The following is a 23,966-nucleotide window of genomic DNA, read 5'->3' on the forward strand; positions in this document are numbered from 1 at the left end:
ACAGGATCAAGGAAGGGTATCACCTTGGTCCTTTTTTTGCGGGAAAAGGAGAACTGCCATGTATACACAAGGCGCATTTGTGATCGTACTGAACGAAAATCAGCGGATCCTGCTGGTGAAACGAAAAGACGTCCCTTTATGGGATCTGCCGGGCGGCATGGTCGATCCCGGGGAAACGGCTGAAGCAGCAGCAGTCCGGGAGGTAGCGGAAGAAACGGGATATAGCGCATCGCTTTCTGCAAAAATAGGTGTCTATCAAAGACCAAAATTTCAAGATGAACAGCACATGTTTTCCGGATACATAACAGGCGGACAAGCAATAGAAAACGGCATAGAGACAGCGGGGCTGAAGTGGTTTTCTCCGAAGTGTTTGCCAATTTTGATGGTGCCCAATCGAAAAAAACAAATCAAAGATGCTATGCAGGGTGTTCAAGATGCGACCATCATCCTCAAAGACAGAGGGATGCTCGCGGCAATCGGACTGTTGAAAAGAAGATTGGGCAAGTGATAGAAGTCTCCGGGTTTTAAAGCGTTTCTCCTGTGGTATGAAAAAGAAAAAGGAGAGGATACGGCATGGCACAAAAAACTGCAGGAAAAGCGATGACAGAATTGCTGGAACAATGGGGAGTTAATCATATTTACGGCATCCCTGGAGACAGTATAAATGAGTTTGTTGAAGAATTAAGACACGAAAGCAGTCAATTGAAATTTATTCAAACCCGCCACGAAGAGGTGGCAGCGCTGGCGGCTGCGGCTGAAGCGAAACTCACCGGCAAAATCGGTGTCTGCCTGTCGATCGCAGGACCGGGTGCAGTACACTTATTAAACGGATTATATGATGCAAAAGCGGACGGCGCCCCTGTATTGGCCATTGCAGGACAGGTTTCATCAGGCGAGGTCGGACGGGATTATTTTCAGGAGATTAAGCTTGAACAAATGTTTGAAGACGTAGCTGTGTTCAACAGAGAGGTACATAGTGCCGAGTCACTGCCGGATCTTTTGAACCAAGCGATTCGCACCGCCTACAGCAAAAAAGGCGTCGCGGTATTGAGCGTGTCTGATGACTTGTTTGCAGAGAAAATTAAACGCGAGCCTGTGTACACTTCACCCGTGTATATTGAAGGGAACCTTGAACCGAAAAAGGAACAGCTCGTCACTTGTGCGCAATATATTAATAATGCCAAAAAGCCGATTATCTTGGCGGGCCGGGGAATGAAAAAGGCAAAACAGGAACTTCTGGAGTTTGCGGATAAAGCCGCCGCGCCGATTGTAGTCACACTTCCGGCAAAAGGCGTTGTGCCTGATAAGCATCCGCATTTTCTCGGCAATCTCGGACAGATTGGCACGAAGCCGGCTTACGAGGCAATGGAGGAATGCGATTTATTAATCATGCTCGGAACGTCATTCCCATACCGTGATTATTTGCCTGATGACACACCGGCCATCCAGCTCGATTCAGACCCGACGAAAATCGGAAAACGCTATCCGGTGACAGCCGGCCTTGTCTGCGATTCTGCTCTTGGCCTGCGTGAATTGACCGAGTATATTGAACGGAAGGAAGACAGAAGATTCTTAGATGCCTGCACGGAACATATGCAGCATTGGTGGAATGAAATTGAAAAAGATGAAAGTGAGGCGGAAACACCTCTCAAACCCCAGCAAGTCGTAGCGCGTCTCCAGGAAGCAGCAGCCGATGATGCAGTGCTCTCTGTAGATGTCGGCACTGTAACAGTCTGGATGACGCGTCATTTCAAAATGAATGCGAATCAGGATTTTATCGTGTCCAGCTGGCTTGCGACAATGGGCTGCGGCCTGCCGGGAGCGATCGCATCAAGCTTGGCCGAACCGGAGCGTCAGGCGATCGCTGTCTGTGGTGACGGGGGCTTTTCCATGGTCATGCAGGATCTCCCGACCGCCGTCAAATACAAACTCCCGATCACCGTCGTCATTTTAAACAACGAAAATCTCGGCATGATCGAATATGAGCAGCAGGTCAAAGGCAATATCGACTTTGTCACAAACCTTCAAAATGTCGACTATGCTGCATTTGCAGAAAGCTGCGGGGCAAAAGGCATCAAGGTAACCAAAGCTGAAGAGCTTGCGCCGGCTTTCCATGAGGCATTGCGCGCTGACCAGCCGGTTGTGGTGGACGTCACGATCGGAAATGAACCGCCGCTGCCGGGAAAAATCACCTACGGGCAGGCAAAAGGCTTTAGCAAGTACATGCTGAAAAACTTCTTCGAAAACCAAAAAATCGAAATGCCGTCACTGAAGAAAAGTTTAAAACGGTTATTTTAATAAAACAGAGGCCTATTAAGGACCCCTGTTTTTAAGTGTTGGAAACAAGTGGATTTTAAGTTACCATAGCAGTATATGAAATCAAAGGAGGAAAGCATGTTTGAATCTATAAAATTAGCGGTGTATTTATTAGGGTCTCTAGGAATGATCTATGCAGCTTGTCATGATATTCGCCATGCTCAAAACGGACAAAAGGACAAATGCATCTTCTTTCAAAACAGAAAGATCAGCGCATTTGTCCTTGTATGTTTTATATGTTTATTTTTATCAAATCTTACAGCGCTCATATCTCTATGAGTTTATTTCTCTTTCTTTTTGAGCCCAAAAAAGAAAGGAAAAGCAGAACCAACCAATAAAGTGCCGAATAAAAACATGCCGCCGATAAACACATGGAAATTCGTGTGTCCGGCCGTAAACGCGGTGATTAAGGAGACGATACTGAGCGCGGTCATGGCGATGCCGGGCGCGATCCTCATTTTTCCCTTAGATTTATAGGCAGCAACAGAACATAAAATACCGATGACAATAGGAACAATCCATAAATAAAACAGAATAAATAATGACATCATCAAAACTCCGATTTTTTCTTCTATCATAACAAATTTCTGACAAGAAGGGTATCAATGAGCTTTTTACTCAAAATCAAAAACCGGCCTCGAGAGCCGGTTTTTTCTAACGAAACGCATCAACAATTAAAAACACGTTCAAAGCGACGATTAATACAGCGATCAGCCATGATGCCACTGTGACCCATTTGGTGTTGATCAGTGATCCCATAATCCGTTTATTGCTTGTAAACATAATGAGCGGGATTAAGGCAAAGGCGATTCCGAAGGACAGCACGACCTGGCTCAGCACGAGAGCGGTCGTCGGATTGACGCCTGACGCAATGATTAAGATCGGCGGAATAATCGTGATAAACCGGCGCACATACAGCGGGATGCGGTATTTGATAAATCCCTGCATGATCACGTCGCCTGAAAGCGTGCCGACAGACGAACTGGATAGTCCGGCAACGAGCAGGCCGATTCCGAATAAAGCCGCTGACACAGGGCTGACAAGATGTCCGAATTGCTGAAATGCGACATCGAGATCCTCGACAAACAGGCCGTTTTTGAAAAATAAAGCAGCAGCCACGATCAGCATGCTTGCATTAATAGCCCCCGCAATCAGCATCGCTATTAAAATATCAATAAATTCAAACCTGAAGATTTTTTTTCGTTCAGCATCAGTTTTGCCGACCACCCGCCGCTGGGTAAGGGCAGAGTGTAAATAAATGGCGTGCGGCATCACGGTTGCGCCGAGAATACCCGCTGCTAGAAGCACACTGTCAGTGCCTTGAAAAGCCGGAACAAAAAGGCCTTTCATCACTGACGCGGCATCAGGCTTTGCGAAAAAGGTTTGCAGCGCAAAGGCGATCACCACTACAAACAGCATACCGGTAATGCCGGCTTCAAGTGAACGATATCCGCGGCGCTGAAGCTCTAATATCGCGAAAGAACCGATCGCCGCTATAATAGAGGCTTCAAGCATCGGAATGCCAAACAGCAAATACAGTCCCAGAGCAGCTCCGATAAATTCCGCCAGATCAGTTGCGATAATGACCAGCTCACCTTGAATCCATAATCCGATTGAGACAGGCTTTGGAAATTCTTCGCGGGCAATCTCAGGCAGATTTTTGCCTGTTGCGATCCCGAGTTTGGCGGATAAGGATTGGATTAAAAGCGCCATGATATTAGAAAACAAAATCACCCAGAGCAGCATATATCCATATTTAGAGCCCGCCGATATATTCGTTGCGAAGTTGCCGGGATCAATATAAGCGATAGCTGCTATAAACGCGGGGCCCAGAAAAGGAAGCAGCCCTCTGAACCCTCTGATTTTCCCGTCAAGCGCATCTTGGACTGCTTTGGAACGGGGAGATTGTGCTGTGATATCCTTGTTCATCATGTCTCACCTAAATTCTAATTGGTTTTTGCCAAACAACAAAGAGTTTCCTTAAGGCAAATTATTTTATCTACATCATATGATCATCACGGTTTCTTGTCAACTGAAAATGTTCAAAAGCCACATCCGGATTCTTCCCTGATATGTAACATGTTATGTAGGGGTTCAGATAAGGTCCATATAAAAAAAGACATCGTTTCAGTTCGAAACGATGCCTCCTGCATGAAATGGGTCTAGGCTTCCTTACGCAGCCCGCGAAATACGAGGCTCAGTAAAAATACGAAGATGGCGGCTCCAATGATGGCTGGGAAAATAGCAAAGCCAGCAAGGCTCGGCCCCCAAGTGCCAAGGAGTCCGTGTCCGATCCAAGCGCCGATCAGCCCGGCAATCATAGATCCGAAAATTCCTCCGGGCATCCGGTTTCCTACAATGGCGCTTCCAATTAATCCAATTACGATTGCAACTACTAATGAAACTAAAAAGCTAATCATCATACTCACCTCTCATCAATGTTTTATCAATCAATATCCGCTTATGTTGCATTCGAAACATCGAAAAGCATATCGCTTTATGATTCTTTTTTGATTTTTCTTTGCACGCTTCCGTCAGCCAAATGAACAATCACCTCAGTGCCTTTATGTGCTGCAATTTCCTTTGCCCGTTCAATCGCATCTTCTTTTGTCTCTTTAATATCAGAGGCACGTTTGGCACCTTCAGCTTTGACCGCCCAGCCATTTTTATGTTTGATGACATGCTCTGCTTTATCCATGAGCTCATGGTCTCCGCCGCTGTTAGAATCTTCGTCGCGTTCTGTCTCATCATCATGCTTGATGAAATCATCCATTTCTTTTTTAGAGGCGTTTTCTGCCCACTCCTTTGCTTTGCTTGTCGCAATTGGAATCGCGCGGCTGTCCTCATAACCCTCATCAATCATCTCATTCGCAATCTCAATTGCTTTTTTCTTCACCGGCTTATCCAGATTTTTGAGTGAAGCGGGATAATCCTTCATCGACCAAGGCATTTCCATCACTCCTTTTCCTTTTATAAAAATGGTACCCGCAGGTGAAAAATAAAAACGTGTTCGAGAAAATGAAGGGTATACTATATAGTAGAAAAAACGGAAGGGGCGTGTGGATGAGGTGATAACAGAACGAACAGAAGACTTACATCAGCAATTAAAAGAGATAGAGAAATGGGAAAAAGCTCAGCAAAAAGTCTGGTTTTGGGAAAAGCTCAGCCGTCTCCCGTTTCAGCTGCTGGACAAGCTGACACCGGCATTCATTCAAAAAAAGATCGGCAAGCTTTTGGATGAGGTCGGCAGCTTTGTTCAAACAGGAGGACAGTACCTGACATCTGAAAAACAAATTATCAGGGCGTTTCAAAAGAAACTGCCGGAGGAGAATGTCGAATCACTCGAAGACGTACGAAAAGCGCCTCTTTCTCTCATGAATGAAATTGCTGAAGGAATGGGCAAAAACAGAATCAACACGGCAACCGTTCAAGGCGCGACAACGGGAGTGGGCGGTGTGTTTACGCTGGCGGCTGATATTCCGGCCGTACTTGGCCTGTCGTTAAAAACGTTACAGGATATCGCGGTTGCTTACGGCTATAACCCAAAGGAGAAAAAAGAGCGTGTCTTCATCGTAAAATGTTTGCAGCTGACATCTGCTGATGTTGTCGGCAAAAAATCAATTTTGCAAGAATTAAAAGACTATGATCAAGACCGTACATATAAAAATGTCGCATCTCAAATCCAAGGCTGGCGTGAAGTCATTTTAGGCTATCGCGATACGTTTGGCTGGAAAAAGCTTTTTCAGCTGGTGCCGGTTGCGGGAATGATCTTTGGCGCCGCAGCCAACCGCTCAACATTAAACGATATTACCGAAACAGGCATGATGCTGTATAAAAAGCGGCGCATCCTTGAGCGACTGAAAGAAACACAACGAGAAATGTAATAGCCGAAAGCAGACGGACACCGCGCTCCGCCTGCTTTTTTATAATATCGCTGTTTATGGTACCAGCCGAACCAGTGTATATAGGTTTTTCGTTTTTTAAACTTGTAGGTATCATCTTTATAGTTTACGTTTATTGTAGGGGCACTATCTTTTGCCTTCGTATTTCTATCAAATAAAACTCTTTGTTTTTTGTGAATAAACAAAACAAAGCAGAATTATAAAACGTAGTATATAGATATTTTTCATGCAGAAACCTCGATTTAAATGAATCGAAAAGGAGTTTGTAATTGGGATGCGTATTCTGAGTGGAATTTTTAGCTTTGTATGTATGCTTGTCCTTTCCGTAACATCAGCAACATTTGTCTATATGATTGTGTTTACTCCCCCAGACTTTGGGTTTGGTTATTTTCAGGTGACTTCCCTTTTTATGCTTATTGCTTATGTTATTTTTGCTGTACCTGTACAACTTTTTTTAAATCGAAAACCTCAAAAGTTTAATATCCGTTACTTATGGATTTATTTCTTCTTTGCTTTTATTGTTTGTTCGGTTTTAGCTTTACTTACTGATTACGGTCTTATTGTTTTTGTTAGGTATGTATTGTACGTTTTTAGTTTTCTTTTAGCTTTCGTTTATTGGCTTTGGGATTCTGTTTTTTTTCAGAGAAAAAAATGAAGTAGATTTATCCCTTAGTTCATATTATTGGACTATTGCAATGATCAAGGCTATTGGTTTAAGAATTACTTTTGGCGGGTCTTCTAAAAAATAACTCTTACTTATCAGATTAAATAAAGCAGAGTCCTTTAAAGGTCTGCTCTTTTTTAAAAAAACGTTCTGTATTCCATAAAGTGAACCAGAGTTCTATTTTTATGCCATTGGATTGCTTAATTTTATATAACTGTTGGAAACGATTTTTTCGTCTGTGATAATAAAATAAGAGGTGAAACAATGAATGGCATTAAACTTTTAGAGTCCGTGTCACAACTGGGGAAAATCATTTTATTGTTATCCGGCTACGCTCTTTATTGGAGATTAAGGAAAACAAAAAGAGAACGAAGACTGACAACATATGAAACTTTTCTTCGGTTCTTTGTCATGTTCGGCATATGTGCATGGGCATTTTCGTTTCTTGCTCTACATTTATGGTAACAGGATTTTATCTATTAAATCCTCAATCGGCTTTATCTGGTAAGCAGCTTATGCCATATACATCCGCAAGTCGTGTACTTTCATCAAAAAAACTTTGTATCTGTTAAGCATGTGCTTCTGCTCCAGCTGTCAGTCTTCCTTTTACTTTATTACAGGAGAGTGTGTGTGTTAAGGAAAACTTCTCGACAGTCCAAAAACACACCCGATGTGTTTTGTTTGTTTAAAAGAATTGCCAGCGGGAATACAACAACCAACACCAATTAAAGGAGGAATTCAAAATGGCAGACAATAACAAAATGAGCAGAGAAGAAGCAGGTAAAAAAGGCGGAGAAACAACAAGCAAAAACCATGACAAAGAATTCTATCAAGAGATTGGCAAAAAAGGCGGAGAAGCCACTAGCGAAAACCATGACAAAGAATTCTATCAAGAAATCGGTGAAAAAGGCGGAGAAGCCACTAGCGAAAATCATGATAAAGAATTCTATCAAGAAATCGGTGAAAAAGGCGGAGAAGCCACTAGCGAAAATCATGACAAAGAATTCTATCAAGAAATCGGCCGTAAAGGCGGAGAGACAACAAGCAAAAATCATGATAAAGAATTCTACCAAGAAATTGGCTCAAAAGGTGGAAACGCCCGCAACAACGACTAATCAAAAACAACAAGGCAGACAACCTGTAAATAAAAAGCGATCCGGCGCATCAGCTGGATCGCTTTTTATGATGGGGATTTCTTGATCTAAGCCGGTGTTGCGATACAATAAGTGAAAAAGGGGTTTTCGCTAATGTCCGAGATGCAAAACTTGCTCGCCATCGCAAATGAAGTCAAAGACAAGCACGCCAATTTTTCAATCTCAGAGGTCAACGACCACTGCGTGCGCCTTGCTGTGTTTACGGGAGAATATGACTGGCACTATCACCCCCACTCAGATGAATTATTTATCGTTCTTGAAGGGGAGCTGCTGATCGATTTTCAGGACAAAGAAACCGCGGCACTCAAAGCGAATGACAGCCTGCTCATTCCGAAAGGCACAGTTCACCGCACGCGCTCTTACGTCAGAACCGTGAATCTCTGTGTCGAGCATAAGCATGCGGAAACAGTTATCACTGAGGGTGCGTCATGCTGATCAAAAAGATTGTGTGTGAAATAGACGATGCAAACGCTGAAGCATTTGCAAAATCGCAGTGGGGAGCATTATCACATGTAAATGGCTTCATCAAACAGGCAGGCGGCTGGTGGAAAACTATAGATGGACTGCTAACCGCAGAAATCATCAGCGTTTGGAAAAACAGAGCCGCCTATGATCATTTTATGAAGAACGAACACGACAGCATTTACGATGGAAACGGACAGAAGGCTGGGATGCATTCGATAGAAGTGTCGCTATACGAAGAGCACGATCTGTTACATAACCCAGACATTCAATACGAACCAGACTGGACTGTTTTGAAGGCATAATGAAAGCCCAAAACATTGTGTTTTGGGCTTTTGTCTTTACTCGCGTCCCGGAAGTGTATCATGAACGAAAGGCGGTGCTGGTTTTAGCTCAGGTTTTTCTCCATAAGCTTTTGGTTCCTTTACATATTCAAACGGTTCTCCGTCAGGCGCTTTTTCGTTCAGCCAGATTTGCCCGGCGCTTTCTTCGCCTTCAGAGAAATTGATCAGCTGATGCGAGAACTCTTGTTTTTCGAGTGCTTTCGGGAATGTTCCCGGCACAATCGGACCTTCCTGTGCTTCTAATTCTTTAATGGCCGCGAGCCATTGATTTTGATGCATCGTGTCACGCGCCAGCAGGAAGCTGAGCATATCTTTAACGCCCTTGTCATCCGTCATTTCAAATAGGCGTGCAACCTGCAGACGGCCTTGAGATTCCGCATTCAGATTGGCGCGGAAGTCTGCCAGCAGGTTTCCGCTCGCTACGATATAGCCGCCGCTCCAAGGTACGCCTGTACTGCTTTCCGGCATGGCGCCGAGTCCTGATACAATCGCATGGTGAGGATTCATACCGCCCAAGATAGAGCCGATGACCGGATCTTCAGCAGCTTTTTCCTGCTGGTCAAGCGGAGCATCCTCAAGAAGTCTGGCGATCATTGTGGCGATCATTTCAACATGACCGAGTTCCTCAGTTGCCGTATCCATCAGCAAATCTTTGTATTTTTCATTTCCTCTTGTACTCCAGCCTTGAAATAAGTATTGCATGGCAACGGAAATTTCTCCGAATTGCCCGCCTAAAATTTCTTGCATTTTTTTAGCGAATAATGGATCTGGACGATCTGGCTTAGCAGGATGCTGCAGCCTTTTTGTGTGCTTAAACATGTACCCATCTCCTTTTTCATTTATCTATCTCTTTCTATATTTCCGATCGTTTGAAAGATAAACGAAAAATAGCGTATTAAGATGGGCTATGAATCTTCACGCAGCTTTAAAAGCTCTTGAATCAGCTTGCGGCCCAAAATGGGCTCATACTGCCGGTAAATAGGATCAAGGCGCTTCATCCATTCTTTTTTCTCTTGATCTGACAGCTCATATATTTTAATAGAAGAATTTTTTTTGATTTCTTCCAGCTGTCCCTTGTTCATTTTTTCGGCATGCGTTTCATTCCACTCCGTCGTTTCCTTCATCGCTTCAGTCAAGACGCGTCTTGTCTCCGGTGTTTGTGTTTTCCAAAAATGCTCATCAGTCATGACAGCATAACCAAGATAACCGTGGCTGCTTATTGTCAAATAGTCCTGAACATTATAAAATTTTTTAGAATAGATATTTGAGATTGTATTTTCTTCGCCATCGACTACATTGTTCTCTAACAGCTGAAAGGTAGAATTGAAGGATTCTTGATGAGGCGCTGCGCCAAGCAGCTTGAACTGATCCTCTATCACATCGCTTTGCATAATGCGGAGAGCTTGTCCTTTTAAATCATCCGGTTCTTTGACCGGTCCTTGGTTTGTCGTGATTTGCTTAAAGCCGTTTGTCCAATAGGCGAGTCCTTTTAATTGGTTTTTCTTTAAAGAATTAAACAGCTGTGTGCCGATACTGCCGTTCAGCCCTTTTTTGACGGCATCATAATTTGTAAATGCATACGGCAGATCCAGCACGCCCCATTCAGGCGAGAGCATGCCGAGCTTCGATGTGGAGGGGGCGATAAATTGAACATCGCCGTTTTGCAATGCTTCAATTTCTTCAATGTCTGAATACAGGCTTCCATTCGGAAAGACTTCAATTTTTATTTTACCGCCGGATTTCTCATTCACCAACTCGGCGAACTTATTGGCGGCCAGCCCTTTTGGCGTATTTTCGGCAACCACATGGCTGAATGTAAACACGCGTTGATCCTGTAAGCCTTCCTGGTCGTCGTCATAAACAATCTTTTCACGGCCAGTATGATCATGGAACCCGATAAATAAAGCGGTTGCAATTCCGGCAGCCATCAGTGCAAGACATGCAAGCAAACTTTTCATGAACAGCCCTCCCCCTAAGTTAAGAATAATAGGGGCCATGCCATTCGTAAAGACCTGAAAGGAGAAGCTGATGAACAAAAAGAAGCTCTCAATCCGTTGGAAAATCACGATCTTATCCTACATTCTCGTCATTTTCTCCTTTTTGATCGGCGGCATTGTGCTTATCGGCAATATCCAGCACACAGAGGAGCGGGAGCTGAAAAAACGTTTGATGAATACTGCTCGGACAGTCTCGGAAATGACAGAAGCAAAAGAGGCTTTGGCGCGAAAAAATCAAACAGAAGATCTTCGCCACGCAGTTGAAGAAATCAGGATGATTAATGAGGCAGACTATATTGTCGTCATGGATATGAACCACATCCGCTACACACATCCTGTCAGCACAAGCATCGGCAAAAAATCCGAGGGTGCCGACGAAGAGGCGGCGTTTGCGGAGCACATTTATTTCTCAGAAGCAAAGGGCGAAATCGGCACGGCGGTCCGCGCTTTTTATCCGGTGAAGGATCATGATCTGAACCAGATAGGCGTTGTGCTTGTCGGAAAAACATTGCCGGGGATCACAGACATTTTGCTTCATTTGAAGCGTGATATCACATTCATCGTTGTGATGACACTCGGCTTCGGCCTCGCAGGTTCCTTTCTTTTGGCCCGCCATATTAAAAAACAAATGTTTCAGCTTGAGCCTCATGAGATTGTCCGCATGTATGAAGAACGGACAGCGACGTTTCACTCCATGAATGAAGGCGTCATTGCCATTGATAATCGGCTCATCATCACGATATTCAATGAAAAAGCGAAACAGATCTTTGAAGTGCAGGGGGATCTGGTCGGGAAGGTGATTTGGGACGTCCTCAAGGATTCACGCCTGCCGGAAATCGTGGAGCAGAACAAAGCGGTTTATAATGAAGAAATTCGTGTCAGCGGAAAGGTGATTATGAGCAGCAGAATTCCAATCGTCATGAAGAAAAAAGTTATCGGGGCTGTCGCGATTTTTCAGGACAGAACAGAGGCGGCGAAGATGGCAGAGGAATTGACTGGCGTCAGAAACTTTGTGGAAGCGCTCCGCGTCCAAAATCACGAGCATATGAATAAGCTGCATACGATCGCCGGTCTGATCCAGCTGGGGAAATCTGAAAAAGCCTTGCAGCTTGCATTCCAGACGTCAGCGGAGCAGGGAAACGCGACCGAATTTCTGCACCGCTCGATTCAAAATGATGCCGTTGCCGGTCTGCTATTAAGTAAAACCAGAAGGGGAAGAGAGCTCGGCATTGCTGTTCATATTGATGAAAACAGCAGTCTTCAGCAATTTCCTGAGCTCGTTGATCAGCATGATCTCGTCGTGCTTCTCGGCAACCTGATTGAAAATGCTTTCGGTTCATTTGAACCGGTTCAGTCTGATGACAAACGCATTGATATCAGCATCGAACAAGCAGATGATATCCTTGCTATTTTAATAGAAGATAACGGCTGCGGGATTGAACCGGCACACATGCCGCGCCTTTACGACAAAGGATTCACGGTCAATAAAGCAGGCGGCACAGGCTATGGACTCTATTTAGTGAAACAAATAACAGACAAAGGATCGGGCGCGATAGAGGTTGATTCATACGCGGGTAAGGGAACATCTTTTTCTATCGTTTTTCCAATGAAGGGGGAGGAATTGCAGCATGGCTCGTAAGGAATGGAAGGTTCTGCTCATCGAAGACGATCCGATGGTTCAAGAGGTAAATAAGGATTTCATCACAACTGTCAAAGGCTTTACCGTCTGTGCAACAGCAGGAAACGGTGAAGAAGGGATCAAGCTGATTAAAGAAAAACAGCCCGATCTCGTCATTCTCGATGTGTACATGCCGAAAAAAGACGGAATCAAAACCTTACAGGAGATCAGAAAGCAAAAAATTGAAGTCGATGTCATTGTCGTCTCCGCTGCAAAAGACAAAGAAACGATCTCTCTTATGCTGCAAAATGGGACGGCTGACTATATTTTAAAACCGTTTAAGCTTGAGCGAATGAGACAGGCGCTTGAAAAGTACAAGCAATACAAACAAAAAATAGAAGCGAGCGATACGCTGTCTCAGAAACAGCTTGATGCAATTCTGAATATTCCGCAGCAGGCCGTGCAAAATCTTCCGAAAGGGCTCAATCATTTCACGATGAATGAAGTTACTGCTATTATGAACAAACAAAACGCATCTCTTTCTGCGGAAGAGGTCGCCAAGGCGCTCGGCATCGCCAGAGTGACAGCCAGACGATACCTTGATTATTTGGAGAAAACCGGAGCGATTCAATTGGACGTTCAATACGGCGGAGTCGGCCGGCCCGTCAATCGCTATGTGTTGAAAAGATAAACCTGAGACCAAAAAGACCAAAATGTCCGTTATGATCATAAACTTCCCCCAATTATATGAAAACGCTATCATTATAGTAAGAAAGACACAAAGGCGAATAGGACAGGGGGATGAAGAATATGAAACTGTTTAAAAATTTAACAGTTCAGGTCATAACTGCGGTCATCATCGGGGTCATTGTCGGGCTGGTCTGGCCAAATGCCGGCAAAGAAATGAAACCGCTAGGCGATACATTTATCAATGCAGTTAAAATGGTGATCGCTCCAATCATTTTCTTCACAATCGTTCTTGGGATTGCAAAAATGGGCGATATGAAGAAGGTCGGGAAAGTAGGCGGAAAAGCATTTATTTATTTCGAGGTTGTCACCACCCTCGCGCTTATTATCGGTTTATTTGTCGTCAATATGATGAAGCCGGGCGCGGGTCTTGATTACAGCAAGCTTGAAAAGGGAGATGTATCACAATACACGCAAAATGGCGGTCAGGGAATCGACTGGATTGAATTTATCACACATATTGTTCCGTCTAACATGGTTGATGCCTTCGCAAAAGGGGACATTTTGCAGGTCTTATTCTTTTCTATTCTTTTCGGAGTCGGTCTTGCGGCATTAGGTGAAAAAGGAAAAAGCGTCATTGATTTCTTCGACAAAATTTCTCACGTCTTTTTCAAAATCATCGGCTACATCATGCGCGCCGCACCTATTGGGGCATTTGGGGCGATGGCATATACGATCGGGCACTTCGGTCTTGACTCTATCAAACCGCTCGCAAGCTTAATGATGTCGGTTTATATTACGATGTTCCTGTTCGTATTTGTTGCTTTAAATCTTATCTGTAAGCTGTACGGATTCAGCCTGTGGAATTACTTGCGCTTCATTAAAGATGAGCTTCTAATCGTGCTTGGCACCAGCTCTTCAGAATCGGTGCTTCCGCGAATGATGGATAAAATGGAGCGGTACGGCTGTTCAAAATCCGTTGTCGGGCTTGTTATTCCGACGGGCTATTCGTTCAACCTTGACGGCACATCCATTTATTTATCGATGGCGACTGTTTTTCTTGCACAGGTGTTTGGAGTAGACCTCAGCATTGGTCAGCAAATTACAATTATTCTCGTTCTGATGCTGACATCGAAGGGAGCGGCAGGTGTGACGGGAAGTGGATTTATTGTCCTTGCCTCAACACTGTCAGCGCTTCAGGTCATTCCGCTGGAGGGACTTGCGCTTCTGCTGGGAGTCGACCGGTTTATGAGTGAAGGTAGAGCAATAGTGAACCTGATCGGAAACGGAATCGCGACGATCATTGTTGCAAAAAGCGAAAACGAATTCGATGAAGCCAAAAGCATAGAGGCTGTTGACGGCATGAAAAAAATGAAAACAGCAGTCTGAAAAAACGGTGTCATACTCTTGCATGCGGTGTCAGGTGCTCGTCCCTACTGAACTTCAAGAGTTTCAATTTTTTTGAAAAAATGATAACATCCTAAAACGATAACCCGTTTTAGGATGTTATCAACTATCCGGAACGGTCCATCAAGGGCCGTTTTTTTAATTGTTTAAGAATTATTAAGGTATGGACAGAGACCTCAGCATTTTTTTGTTATATAATTTACAAATGGATACTATATTGAATGAAGGACGTTTGTCCTAACAGGAGTGTATAAATGACCGCTTTAGTTAAATTTTTTCAGCACCCGGGTGTAAGACGTTTTTCCATCTTTGTCGTATTAACTGGTGTGTTATATTTATTTAAGAGCATGATCAACTTAATATTGCTGACCTTCATTTTCACTTTTCTTATGGATCGGTTAGAACTTGTTGTACGACAGTTTGTAAGCCGGTTCTTCCGCGTGAGCCAGCGGGTTGTTATAACGTTTCTTTATATCCTGTTGGCCGTTTTGCTTACTGTGGGAGGATTTGTATTTTATCCGGTCGTCGCGGCGCAGATTCAGCAGCTGGTGAAGCAGATTAAACATATTGCGTACCACCCAGACACCATCCCTTTCTTTGATGAAATCACAAGTGTTTTCGGAGATATTAATATCAGCTCGTATGTCAAAGAGGGTTTCAATGTGGTGTATACGTATCTGGCCGATATTAGCACATTCGGTTTGCAGATCGTAATGGCGCTCATTCTCAGCATGTTTTTCTTATTTGAGAAAAAGCGGCTTTCTGAATTCATGGCGAAATTTAAAACGAGCAAAGTGGCGGTTTTTTATGAGGAGATTGCTTTTTTCGGAAGCAAATTTGCAAGAACGTTCGGCAAGGTGCTTGAAGCTCAATTCATCATTGCGCTCGTCAACTGTGTGCTGACGTTTATCGCGCTTTCGATTATGCATTTCCCGCAGCTGTTCGGGCTTTCGATTATGGTGTTCTTCCTTGGATTGATCCCTGTAGCGGGTGTCGTCATTTCTTTGATCCCGCTCAGTATTATCGCCTACAGCACTGGCGGCGGAATTTACGTTCTCTACATTGTGCTCGTCATATTCGCCATTCATGCGGTCGAAACATATTTCTTAAATCCGAAGCTGATGTCTGCGAAAACGGAGCTGCCGATCTTTTTCACTTTCACAGTCCTCATTTTTTCTGAGCACTTTTTCGGCATATGGGGTTTAATTATTGGGATTCCGATCTTTGTATTTCTTCTTGATATTCTAGATGTCACTAACAAGGAAGAAGGACCTAAAAGATCACGAGAAAAAAGTAACAAAAAATAGTTTACAAAATTGGAACTTTTCTGTATAAATAAACTAATCATATAAAAGTAAGCCACACGCTTAATCCTTTCGTAAGGAGTGGGGGACCCGATCTTTTGGGGTTAATTTTTCATCTGAAAAACGGACATCTCTTCGTCCGAACCCGTCAGCTAACCTCATCAGCGTGAAGAGAGTCCTGTGGTTTGATGATTCAAAGTCCGCGGGGGTCTCTCGCGGGCTTTTTTCAAAAAAAGGGGAGGAATGCAGATGAAACTGGCTACAAAGATTATCATCGCCTTGGTGCTAGGTGCGGTGACAGGGATTGTTCTTAATGTCACATCGCCTGAATTATTTGAAAATTTAAATAAGTTTGTATTCGGTCCGCTTGGCACCATCTTTTTAAATCTTATTAAAATGCTTGTCGTTCCGATTGTTTTTTTCTCACTGACACTCGGAGTAGCCGGTCTGGGTGATCCTAAGAAGCTTGGCAGAATCGGTGTCAAGGCGATTTCTTATTTTCTCCTCACAACAGCGGTGGCCATTACCATTGCCATCATTTTAGCTCTTGTTATTAAACCGGGAGAGTTCGGGACGTATGATACATCGTCTGCCGAATTCACTGCTGAAAAAGCCCCAAGTATTGCCGACACTCTTCTGAACATTATCCCTGCGAATCCAGTTCAAGCGATGACAGAAGGAAATATGCTGCAAATTATCGCTTTTGCCATTTTTGTCGGGCTTGGGATTACAATGCTCGGAAAAAAAGCGGATATGCTCCTCAAAGTCGTTGAACAAGGAAATGAATTGATGATGTACTTGGTGAATCTTGTCATGAAATTCGCTCCGTATGGTACATTCGGTCTGATTGCGACAGCTATCGGAAGCCAAGGATTCAGTGCAATGAAAGCGATGGGTTTGTACATGATAGTGGTCACAATTGCATTACTGATCCATGCAATCGTGACCTACGGATCTACGATTGCGCTTATAGCCAGAAAAAATCCGATTACATTTTTTAAAAATTTCTCAGAGGTCATGGTCGTTGCATTCAGTACATCCAGCAGCAATGCGACTCTGCCGATATCCATGGATGTGGCACAGAAGAAATTAAAAGTGCCTGAGCCGATCAGCAGCTTCGTGCAGCCGCTCGGCGCCACGATTAATATGGACGGAACAGCCATTATGCAAGGGGTAGCCACCGTTTTCATTGCGCAGGTATTTGGTCATGATTTGACATTCACTCAGCTGCTGATGGTGATACTGACGGCTGTTTTAGCAAGTATCGGAACCGCGGGTGTTCCTGGAGTCGGCCTGATTATGCTCGCCATGGTGCTTCAATCTGTCGGCCTGCCTGTTGAGGGGATCGGGTTAATTCTCGGAATTGACCGCCTGCTTGATATGCTCCGCACAGTAGTGAACACAACAGGAGACGCGGCCTGTGCCGTCGTCATTACAGAAACAGAGAAGAATAAGCAGCCTGAGCAGGCGCCGACTCTATCGGTTTAACCAAACATTTGGAAGCAACAAATGCTATAATACAAACAGTGCCTAATGTTTAGGCACTGTTTATTTTTGTCGAAAAGGAGGAAGGCTTTATGGCTGAGCCGATTTTACATATTGAAGGCCTCGATAAGAAGATAGGGTCTACTCAAATTTTAAAACAGATTAGCATGGATGTCATGGAGGGTGAAATCATCGGTCTCCTCGGTCCGAATGGTTCTGGAAAAACAACGCTCATCCGTATCATCGTCGGGCTGTTAAAACAAAATAGCGGAAGTGTGACAATCAGCGGATTCCATCATGATACAGAGTTTGAAAAAGCGATGGAGGCCGTTGGGGCGATCGTCGAAAATCCTGAATTTTATCCGTATTTGACTGGCTGGGAAAACCTCAAGCACTTTGCGAATATGCATCAAAAGATTGCAGATGAACGGCTTGATGAGGTAGTCGAACGTGTCGGTCTGACATCAGCGATCCACGATAAGGTGAAAACTTATTCCTTAGGCATGCGTCAGCGTCTCGGTATTGCACAAGCGATTATTCACCGGCCGAAGCTTCTTATTTTAGATGAACCGACAAACGGTCTCGATCCGGCGGGTATGAAAGATTTTCGTGATCATATCAAGGAGCTCGCAGAAATAGAAGGAACAGCAGTCCTGTTCGCCACTCATTTATTGCGTGAAGTTGAAGACCTGTGCGACCGTGTCATCATTATTCAAAAAGGTGAGATCAAAGCGGAAGTCAGCTTGCATGGAACAGATCAAAAAACAGAGAAAGCGGTCATTGAAGTGCAGCCGGAAGAAAAAGCGCTCAATTGGCTGACAGGCAATCAATATCATGCGGAGCGGCAAGACGGAGCGATTGTGATTGAAATAGCGAAAGAAAACATTCCGGAGCTAAACCGTTCACTTGTCGGACAAGGCCTGAATGTCTTTTCCATTACGCCTTACACGCAATCACTCGAGGATGAATTTATAAAAGCGACAACCGCTCATCAAGAGGAGGGAGAAGAGCTTGTCTAAATTAATTTGGAATGAACATATGAAACTTTTCAATCGGAAGGTCACACTGGTATCTCTCATCCTGATGGCGGTGTTTCAATTTTTCATGGCTTTGATCATTAAACGGATAGTCATCAGTGCCGGAACAGATGAAAACTTCATCGGCTATTTATCATATACACCGAGCCTGAACATCTTGCTGCAGGCTTTAACGATCGTGATTGCAGCGACAATTGTTTCAATGGAATTTGATAAAAAGACGATCAAATTTCTGCTTATTCGCCCGGTAAAACGCCAAAAGATTTTTTGGTCCAAATTAATCACAGTTGTGCTGGTCAGTTTCTATTTGTATCTGGCATACTACATTTTGGCATTGTTATTCGGTCTCATCTTTTTTGGCACATCAGTAAGCGCAGACTCAAAGACATTGCTGATGAATACTTTGGAGCTGATTGGGTCAAATTGGCTTGAAGCTGTCATGATGGGGTTATTCGGACTGCTTTGTTCTTCGCTGTTCCGCAACAGCGCAGTTGCAGTTGTCGTTTCTTTTGTTGTTTTATATGGAGCGAGTACACTTGTTCAGCTCATGAAGCTATTTGAAAACAAATGGGGCAGCTTTTTGCTTTTTGCAAATACTGATTTCACTCAATACAGCAGCGGACAGACAGTCCTGTTTTCAGGCATGACGCCGTGGTTTTCAGTAGGAATTATCATCATACATGCCATATTTTTTATCGCCGTTGGCTGGTGGTGCTTCTGCAAACGGGATGTTCGGGTTTAGAGGAAAAGAATGACATTTTTGTGAAAAAGCTCACGTAAATTAATATGATTTGATCTTTTGGTTTATACTATAGGTACTAACGGAGGTGTCTCGATCTGAGAAACTTTATTACCGCTTTACCGATTGTATTGCTGTTGGGATTCTCATTTGTGTCATTCATGTTTCAGTTTGAACATCTTGTTTATTTCAGACTCGCACTTGGATTGTTTTCTCTCGCGGGGCTGTACATGATATATAAAATGAAGACGGGTATCCGTTATTTTATCGTCTATCTGTATGCAAGCTGGATTGTGCTTGCGGCAGTAACTGCTTTTGAAGAGCCGATTTTTTCGAGCTTTTTCTTCGGCGGTCTGGTGATGACAATGGGTTACCTGACATATATGCTGATTTATCTCGGCATGAAACAAGACCGGGATGCAAATCCTGTGTAATCGCGCTGTTCCTTAGAGGAACGGCGTTTTTTCAATTCCGGAGAGAAAGGTTAACAGTTGCGGAATGCCGGCAGGAAATCTATAATACTTATTAAATTTATCGGAATTAGAAATTGGAGGGCTTCCGGATGTCATTATTTATACAAAACGATCAACAGCGGCGATGGGTGGAGAAAATCGGACGGATTGCGGATGAATGTCAGCAAACAGCAGCTGAAGATGACAAACAGGGGCGTTTTCCTGTGGGAAAAATACAAAAACTGCGTGATGCCGGGTATACGTCATTAACATTGCCGTCATCTTTTGGAGGAGAAGGCATTTCTGTTTACGATATGCTTTTGTTTCAAGAACGGCTTGCGCGGGGAGACGCTCCCACAGCACTAAGTATCGGCTGGCATTTGAGCGTAATCGGAGAGCTTGGAGAAGGAAACACCTGGGATAAAGACGTGTTTGCATGTATTGCGAAGGAAGTTCAAAACGGAGCCGTCATCAACAGGGCAGCGACAGAAGCGCAAACTGGAAGCCCGACAAGAGGAGGGCGTCCCGGCACCAACGCCGTTAAAAAGAATGGCAAGTGGACAGTGAACGGAAGAAAGACCTTCACCACGATGTCACAAGCATTGGATTATTTTTTAGTGACGGCATGGATTGAGGAAAAACAAACAACAGGCGTGTTTCTCATTCATAAAGATGACCCCGGTTTGTCGATTGAAGAAACGTGGGATATGAGTGCGATGCGGGCGACAGGAAGCCATGACCTTGTACTGAATGAGGTAACGCTTGAAGAGGAGAAGCTGGTGGAATTGCTTCAAGGGCCTCGGGGAGCGAAGCCGAATGGCTGGCTGCTTCACATCCCGGCGGTTTATCTGGGCATTGCTCGAGCGGCACGAGACTATGCGGTCCAATTCGCATCTGAGTATTCGCCAAACAGTTTGAAGGGGCCGATCAAAGATGTCCCGGCCGTACAGCAAAGAACTGGCGAAATGGAGCTTGAGCTGCTCAATGCCAAACATTTTCTTTTTCATATCGCTCAATTGTATGATGATCCTCAGCGCCGCCCTCATTTAAGAAGTGAGCTCGGTGCGGCGAAACATATCGTTACAAATGCGGCAATGTCTGTTGTCGATAAAGCAATGAGAATTGTCGGAGCCAGAAGCCTTGAACGAACCAATCCGCTTCAGCGCTATTATCGCGATGTGCGCGCCGGTCTTCATAACCCGCCGATGGATGACGCGGTGATCCAAAAATTGGCTGCAGAAGCATTTGAGTCATGAAGAAAAGATAACAAAATCCTAAAACGCAAACCGTTTTAGGATTTTGTCAACAATCTGGAAAAGAGCCTTCACGGCTCTTTTTTATGCATTGTTTTGCTTTTGCAGGTTTTTTAGATGCTTGCGGTCGATCCTGTCATAAATGATGTTCATCAGCTTTGGATTCCCGATAATCGCCTCTTTGTTCTCCTGAATCAGTTGTTGGTAGGTTTTCACTTTACGCTTCGGCATATCCCTGCGCCCTCCTGACATGTGTATATTCGCTTTCTAACTCCGTCAGCGACAATTCATACAAATGACGCTTTGACTTTTTGTATATACCATTCTGTATTAACAGATGAATGAGCTTTGTTTTTCTGATGTCTGCTGACTGAGGTGTCATTGTGTCACTAACCTCCAATCAAATAAAAATGATAATCATTATCAATTAAATTGAGTATACAATGTTCAGAATAGCCTGTAAAGACAATAGTAGTTTTATTTTTCTGATAAATTAAAGTGTTCAACAGATCGACAAAAAGTTTCCCGGGCAATATTTTCTGTCGAAATGTCGCTCTTCATTACATGCTGTCGCTGCTATTTTTCATATTTTGAACCATACTAAGCCATAGAATGGAGGCTGGTATTCAATGGAGCGGACGGAAAATCTGAAAAAGGGAGAAAAAGGGGCGCTCCTCAATATTTTGGCATATGTCATTCTTACTGTGGTGAAGCTCTTCATAGGGACTCTCTATCACTCTGAAGCGCTGAGAGCAGACGGATTAAATAATGGGACAGATATTGTTGCGTCAGCAGCGGTGCTGATCGGGCTGCGCATTTCTCAAAGACCGGCTGACAGTGACCATCCATATGGCCATTATCGGGCTGAAACGATTTCGTCTCTTGTTGCGTCTTTTATTATGATGACTGTCGGCATTGAAGTGTTAATCGGCGGAGGAAGAGCGATTACGGGCGGAACAACAGAAACGCCAAGTCTAATCGCCGCATGGACGGCTTTAGGCAGTGCCGTGTTTATGTACGGCGTCTATTTATATAATAAACGGCTGGCCGCATCCATTAAAAGCTCTGCCCTGATGGCAGCGGCAAAGGACAGCAGGTCAGACGCTTTTGTTAGTGCCGGAGCATTTATCGGCGTGATAGCATCCCGGCTGCAGCTGCCGTGGATTGATCCGGTAACAGCTTTTATCATTGGCCTCATCATTTGCAAGACGGCATGGGATATCTTTAAAGACGCTTCACATTCTTTAACAGACGGATTTCATGTGAAAGATTTGGAGCCTTACAAACAGACCGTTGGCAGGATTGAGAATGTACATCGTTTAAAAGATGTAAAAGCAAGATATCTAGGGAGCGCAGTTCATATTGAGATGGTCATCACGGTTGATCCGAAGCTTACAGTAGAAGAAGGACATGGCGTGGCAGATGAAGTAGAAGACAAAATAAAACATGAACATGATGTCACTCATGTTCATGTTCATGTAGAGCCTGACGACATAAAATAAGACTGTCAAACGAATTAGCTTATATGTTCAGATAAAAAATCAGTCACTTCTTCAGGCGTTTTGGCATTGGCGCTGTGAAGATGAGCTGTTTTTTCACCGTTTTTGAAAATAAGCAAGCTAGGAATGCCCATTACTTGGTATTTTTCAGCCAAATCAGGAAGCTCGTCTTTATTGAGCTCATACCAATCGTTTTGATTGTACTCTTCCAAGATGTCGCCGATGAACATATTCATGCGTGTGCAATCTGGACACCAATCAGCATAAAATTTCACGACGATTTCTTTATCAGATTGAATCAGTTCATTAAATTGTTCGTTTGTTGTGATTTTTTTCATATGTCACATCTCCTTTTCAATGTCATTTTAATATAAAATAAAAAGGAATTACATACATATGCCTTCAACATCAGCATGCCCAAAAATAATTAGATCATTTTCTCGTGAAAGTGATAAGATAGTAAAGATGAATTGTAGTGGGGGGAGTATCCATTGAAAACAAGTCTAGGATTAGTGTACGGAGGAAAGTCGGCAGAACATAATGTTTCTCTGCAGACAGCTCTGGCTGTAATCAAAGCGTTAAATACTGAGAAGTTTGATATACATCCAATTTATATAACTGAAAAAGGCGAATGGGTCAGAGGCGCCCGTTTAACTGAGCCTGTTTCAAATGTGAAAATGCTTCAATTTGAGCAAGGGGGCAGTGCTTTTTCTCCAGCTGCTCTGAACCAAGAGATGTTTCCGCAGGAAGTATCACAGCAAAATGAAGCCATCGACGTCGTATTCCCGCTCCTCCACGGACCAAACGGAGAAGACGGTACGATCCAAGGGATGCTTGAACTGCTGAATATTCCTTATGTCGGCAATGGTGTGCTTGCTTCCTCAGCCGGCATGGATAAAGTAGTTATGAAACATTTATTCGCGCAGGCCGGCCTTGCTCAGGCGAAATACGCAGCTTTCCTTAAGAAAGAGTGGACGCGTTCTCCGGAAGAAAGCTGTGAGCAGGTAGAACAGGAATTAGGCTACCCTTGCTTCGTAAAACCGGCTAACCTTGGCTCAAGTGTCGGAATCAGCAAATGCCGAAACCGTGAAGAACTGCAAAAAGCGTTTGAGCTTGCATTCCAATATGACCGAAAAGTCGTCGTTGAAGAAGGAATTAACGGTCGCGAAATCGAAATTGGTGTACTTGGAAATGACGATCCTAAATGCTCTGTTGTGGGAGAAATCGCGCCGAAAACTGATTTCTACGATTACAAAGCGAAATATGAGGACGGCGACACGGACCTTGTAATCCCGGCGATTGTGACCGATGAGGAATACGCGAAAATCAGTGATATGGCGATTAAGTCGTTTAAAGCGATCGATGGTTCAGGTCTTGTCAGAGCAGACTTTTTCCTGACAGCTGACGGCGAGGTTCTGATCAATGAAGTCAATACAATGCCTGGCTTTACACCTTTCAGCATGTTCCCGTTGCTTTGGAAAGAGGCCGGAGTGGAATATGCGGACTTGATTGAACAGCTTGTAGAACTTGCAAAAGAACGCCACGCTGAGAAACAATTCATTAAGCATACATTCTAATGTAGATGGACACTGCCGGTAAGAGGGCAGTGTCTTTTCCCGTATATACAAAAGAAAGAGAGGAATCTC

At 44.0% G+C, this 23,966-nt stretch carries 28 protein-coding genes and 1 riboswitch; of the genes, 19 read left to right on the forward strand and 9 right to left on the reverse strand.

Annotation, left to right across the window (positions count from 1 at the left end):
• Positions 1–58 precede the first annotated feature (58 nt).
• Together BTW01_RS16415 and BTW01_RS16420 are read left to right on the forward strand one after the other, a co-directional pair.
• Entirely contained in the window at positions 59–508 is a 450-nt protein-coding gene (locus BTW01_RS16415) for an NUDIX domain-containing protein (RefSeq protein WP_162104064.1), read from the forward strand.
• A gap of 65 nt (positions 509–573) precedes the next feature.
• Positions 574–2,298, forward strand: coding sequence for a pyruvate oxidase (locus BTW01_RS16420; protein ID WP_162104065.1), 1,725 nt, complete (start codon positions 574–576; stop codon positions 2,296–2,298).
• A gap of 299 nt (positions 2,299–2,597) precedes the next feature.
• On the opposite strand, the gene BTW01_RS16425 is transcribed toward BTW01_RS16420, so the two are convergent.
• The 4 genes from BTW01_RS16425 to BTW01_RS16440 all read right to left on the reverse strand — a co-directional run bounded on the left by BTW01_RS16425 (position 2,598) and on the right by BTW01_RS16440 (position 5,266).
• The gene (locus tag BTW01_RS16425; protein WP_162104066.1) at positions 2,598–2,864 is read right to left on the reverse strand and encodes a hypothetical protein; all 267 of its coding nucleotides are present in this window, start codon (positions 2,862–2,864) and stop codon (positions 2,598–2,600) included.
• Positions 2,865–2,970: 106 nt separating this feature from the next.
• Positions 2,971–4,248 carry an Nramp family divalent metal transporter gene (locus BTW01_RS16430; RefSeq protein ID WP_162104067.1) on the reverse strand — a complete coding sequence of 426 codons (1,278 nt, stop codon included), beginning with the start codon at positions 4,246–4,248 and terminating at the stop codon, positions 2,971–2,973.
• 230 nt (positions 4,249–4,478) lie between these two features.
• A complete protein-coding gene (locus tag BTW01_RS16435) occupies positions 4,479–4,736 on the reverse strand; it encodes a GlsB/YeaQ/YmgE family stress response membrane protein (RefSeq protein ID WP_003225121.1) in 258 nt (85 codons plus the stop codon).
• 77 nt (positions 4,737–4,813) lie between these two features.
• Positions 4,814–5,266 carry a DUF2188 domain-containing protein gene (locus tag BTW01_RS16440; RefSeq protein WP_162104068.1) on the reverse strand — a complete coding sequence of 151 codons (453 nt, stop codon included), beginning with the start codon at positions 5,264–5,266 and terminating at the stop codon, positions 4,814–4,816.
• Positions 5,267–5,384: 118 nt separating this feature from the next.
• Here BTW01_RS16440 and BTW01_RS16445 point away from each other — a divergent pair, with 118 nt between their 5' ends.
• The 6 genes from BTW01_RS16445 (at position 5,385) to BTW01_RS16465 (ending at position 8,803) form a co-directional block, all read left to right on the forward strand.
• Entirely contained in the window at positions 5,385–6,200 is an 816-nt protein-coding gene (locus tag BTW01_RS16445; protein ID WP_162104170.1) for an EcsC family protein, read from the forward strand.
• A 292-nt stretch (positions 6,201–6,492) separates the two neighbouring features.
• The gene (locus BTW01_RS16450) at positions 6,493–6,873 is read left to right on the forward strand and encodes a UPF0715 family protein (protein WP_162104069.1); all 381 of its coding nucleotides are present in this window, start codon (positions 6,493–6,495) and stop codon (positions 6,871–6,873) included.
• Positions 6,874–7,146: 273 nt separating this feature from the next.
• Positions 7,147–7,347, forward strand: a complete 201-nt coding sequence (locus tag BTW01_RS18545) for a hypothetical protein (RefSeq protein WP_238391433.1) — start codon at positions 7,147–7,149, stop codon at positions 7,345–7,347.
• Between the two features lie 278 nt (positions 7,348–7,625).
• The gene (gene gsiB / locus BTW01_RS16455) at positions 7,626–7,997 is read left to right on the forward strand and encodes a glucose starvation-inducible protein GsiB (RefSeq protein ID WP_162104070.1); all 372 of its coding nucleotides are present in this window, start codon (positions 7,626–7,628) and stop codon (positions 7,995–7,997) included.
• A gap of 132 nt (positions 7,998–8,129) precedes the next feature.
• Positions 8,130–8,471, forward strand: coding sequence for a cupin domain-containing protein (locus BTW01_RS16460; RefSeq protein ID WP_162104071.1), 342 nt, complete (start codon positions 8,130–8,132; stop codon positions 8,469–8,471).
• Positions 8,465–8,803 (forward strand): YdbC family protein, encoded by a 339-nt coding sequence (locus tag BTW01_RS16465; protein WP_162104072.1) that lies wholly within the window; start codon positions 8,465–8,467, stop codon positions 8,801–8,803. The genes BTW01_RS16460 and BTW01_RS16465 overlap by 7 nt, the downstream gene beginning before the upstream one ends.
• A 36-nt stretch (positions 8,804–8,839) precedes the next feature.
• Here the strand turns inward: BTW01_RS16465 and BTW01_RS16470 are convergent, their stop codons facing one another.
• Together BTW01_RS16470 and BTW01_RS16475 are read right to left on the reverse strand one after the other, a co-directional pair.
• The gene (locus tag BTW01_RS16470) at positions 8,840–9,661 is read right to left on the reverse strand and encodes a manganese catalase family protein (RefSeq protein WP_162104073.1); all 822 of its coding nucleotides are present in this window, start codon (positions 9,659–9,661) and stop codon (positions 8,840–8,842) included.
• Positions 9,662–9,747: 86 nt separating this feature from the next.
• Positions 9,748–10,800 (reverse strand): TRAP transporter substrate-binding protein, encoded by a 1,053-nt coding sequence (locus BTW01_RS16475; RefSeq protein WP_162104074.1) that lies wholly within the window; start codon positions 10,798–10,800, stop codon positions 9,748–9,750.
• Positions 10,801–10,870: 70 nt separating this feature from the next.
• Here BTW01_RS16475 and dctS point away from each other — a divergent pair, with 70 nt between their 5' ends.
• The 9 genes from dctS to BTW01_RS16520 all read left to right on the forward strand — a co-directional run bounded on the left by dctS (position 10,871) and on the right by BTW01_RS16520 (position 20,824).
• Entirely contained in the window at positions 10,871–12,478 is a 1,608-nt protein-coding gene (dctS, locus tag BTW01_RS16480; RefSeq protein ID WP_162104075.1) for a two-component system sensor histidine kinase DctS, read from the forward strand.
• Positions 12,468–13,148, forward strand: a complete 681-nt coding sequence (locus BTW01_RS16485) for a response regulator (RefSeq protein WP_162104076.1) — start codon at positions 12,468–12,470, stop codon at positions 13,146–13,148. The genes dctS and BTW01_RS16485 overlap by 11 nt, the downstream gene beginning before the upstream one ends.
• A gap of 119 nt (positions 13,149–13,267) precedes the next feature.
• Positions 13,268–14,533: a C4-dicarboxylate transporter DctP gene (gene dctP / locus BTW01_RS16490; protein ID WP_162104077.1), complete on the forward strand. Its 1,266-nt coding sequence runs from the start codon at positions 13,268–13,270 to the stop codon at positions 14,531–14,533.
• 272 nt (positions 14,534–14,805) lie between these two features.
• On the forward strand, positions 14,806–15,858 hold the full coding sequence (locus BTW01_RS16495; protein WP_162104078.1) for an AI-2E family transporter: 1,053 nt from the start codon (positions 14,806–14,808) through the stop codon (positions 15,856–15,858).
• A gap of 47 nt (positions 15,859–15,905) precedes the next feature.
• Positions 15,906–16,036, forward strand: a riboswitch (cyclic di-AMP (ydaO/yuaA leader).
• Positions 16,037–16,104: 68 nt separating this feature from the next.
• Positions 16,105–17,343, forward strand: a complete 1,239-nt coding sequence (locus BTW01_RS16500) for a dicarboxylate/amino acid:cation symporter (protein ID WP_162104079.1) — start codon at positions 16,105–16,107, stop codon at positions 17,341–17,343.
• An 89-nt stretch (positions 17,344–17,432) separates the two neighbouring features.
• Positions 17,433–18,359 carry an ABC transporter ATP-binding protein gene (locus BTW01_RS16505; protein ID WP_162104080.1) on the forward strand — a complete coding sequence of 309 codons (927 nt, stop codon included), beginning with the start codon at positions 17,433–17,435 and terminating at the stop codon, positions 18,357–18,359.
• The gene (locus BTW01_RS16510) at positions 18,352–19,119 is read left to right on the forward strand and encodes an ABC transporter permease (RefSeq protein ID WP_162104081.1); all 768 of its coding nucleotides are present in this window, start codon (positions 18,352–18,354) and stop codon (positions 19,117–19,119) included. Before BTW01_RS16505 ends, BTW01_RS16510 begins: the two co-directional genes overlap by 8 nt.
• A gap of 95 nt (positions 19,120–19,214) precedes the next feature.
• Positions 19,215–19,550 (forward strand): hypothetical protein, encoded by a 336-nt coding sequence (locus BTW01_RS16515; protein ID WP_162104171.1) that lies wholly within the window; start codon positions 19,215–19,217, stop codon positions 19,548–19,550.
• Positions 19,551–19,678: 128 nt separating this feature from the next.
• Entirely contained in the window at positions 19,679–20,824 is a 1,146-nt protein-coding gene (locus BTW01_RS16520; protein WP_162104082.1) for an acyl-CoA dehydrogenase family protein, read from the forward strand.
• A gap of 81 nt (positions 20,825–20,905) precedes the next feature.
• On the opposite strand, the gene fbpB is transcribed toward BTW01_RS16520, so the two are convergent.
• A complete protein-coding gene (gene fbpB, locus BTW01_RS16525) occupies positions 20,906–21,052 on the reverse strand; it encodes a Fur-regulated basic protein FbpB (protein WP_162104083.1) in 147 nt (48 codons plus the stop codon).
• The gene (locus tag BTW01_RS16530; RefSeq protein ID WP_162104084.1) at positions 21,039–21,203 is read right to left on the reverse strand and encodes a Fur-regulated basic protein FbpA; all 165 of its coding nucleotides are present in this window, start codon (positions 21,201–21,203) and stop codon (positions 21,039–21,041) included. The genes fbpB and BTW01_RS16530 overlap by 14 nt, the downstream gene beginning before the upstream one ends.
• A gap of 247 nt (positions 21,204–21,450) precedes the next feature.
• Here BTW01_RS16530 and BTW01_RS16535 point away from each other — a divergent pair, with 247 nt between their 5' ends.
• A complete protein-coding gene (locus tag BTW01_RS16535; RefSeq protein WP_162104085.1) occupies positions 21,451–22,323 on the forward strand; it encodes a cation diffusion facilitator family transporter in 873 nt (290 codons plus the stop codon).
• Between the two features lie 14 nt (positions 22,324–22,337).
• Here BTW01_RS16535 and BTW01_RS16540 read toward each other — a convergent pair whose 3' ends face one another.
• On the reverse strand, positions 22,338–22,658 hold the full coding sequence (locus BTW01_RS16540; protein ID WP_162104086.1) for a thioredoxin family protein: 321 nt from the start codon (positions 22,656–22,658) through the stop codon (positions 22,338–22,340).
• Between the two features lie 153 nt (positions 22,659–22,811).
• On the opposite strand from BTW01_RS16540, the gene BTW01_RS16545 reads away from it, so the two are divergent.
• The gene (locus BTW01_RS16545) at positions 22,812–23,897 is read left to right on the forward strand and encodes a D-alanine--D-alanine ligase (protein ID WP_162104087.1); all 1,086 of its coding nucleotides are present in this window, start codon (positions 22,812–22,814) and stop codon (positions 23,895–23,897) included.
• Positions 23,898–23,966 lie beyond the last annotated feature (69 nt).

Source organism: Bacillus sp. SKDU12 (assembly GCF_010093085.1).
Lineage (GTDB): Bacteria > Bacillota > Bacilli > Bacillales > Bacillaceae > Bacillus > Bacillus mexicanus.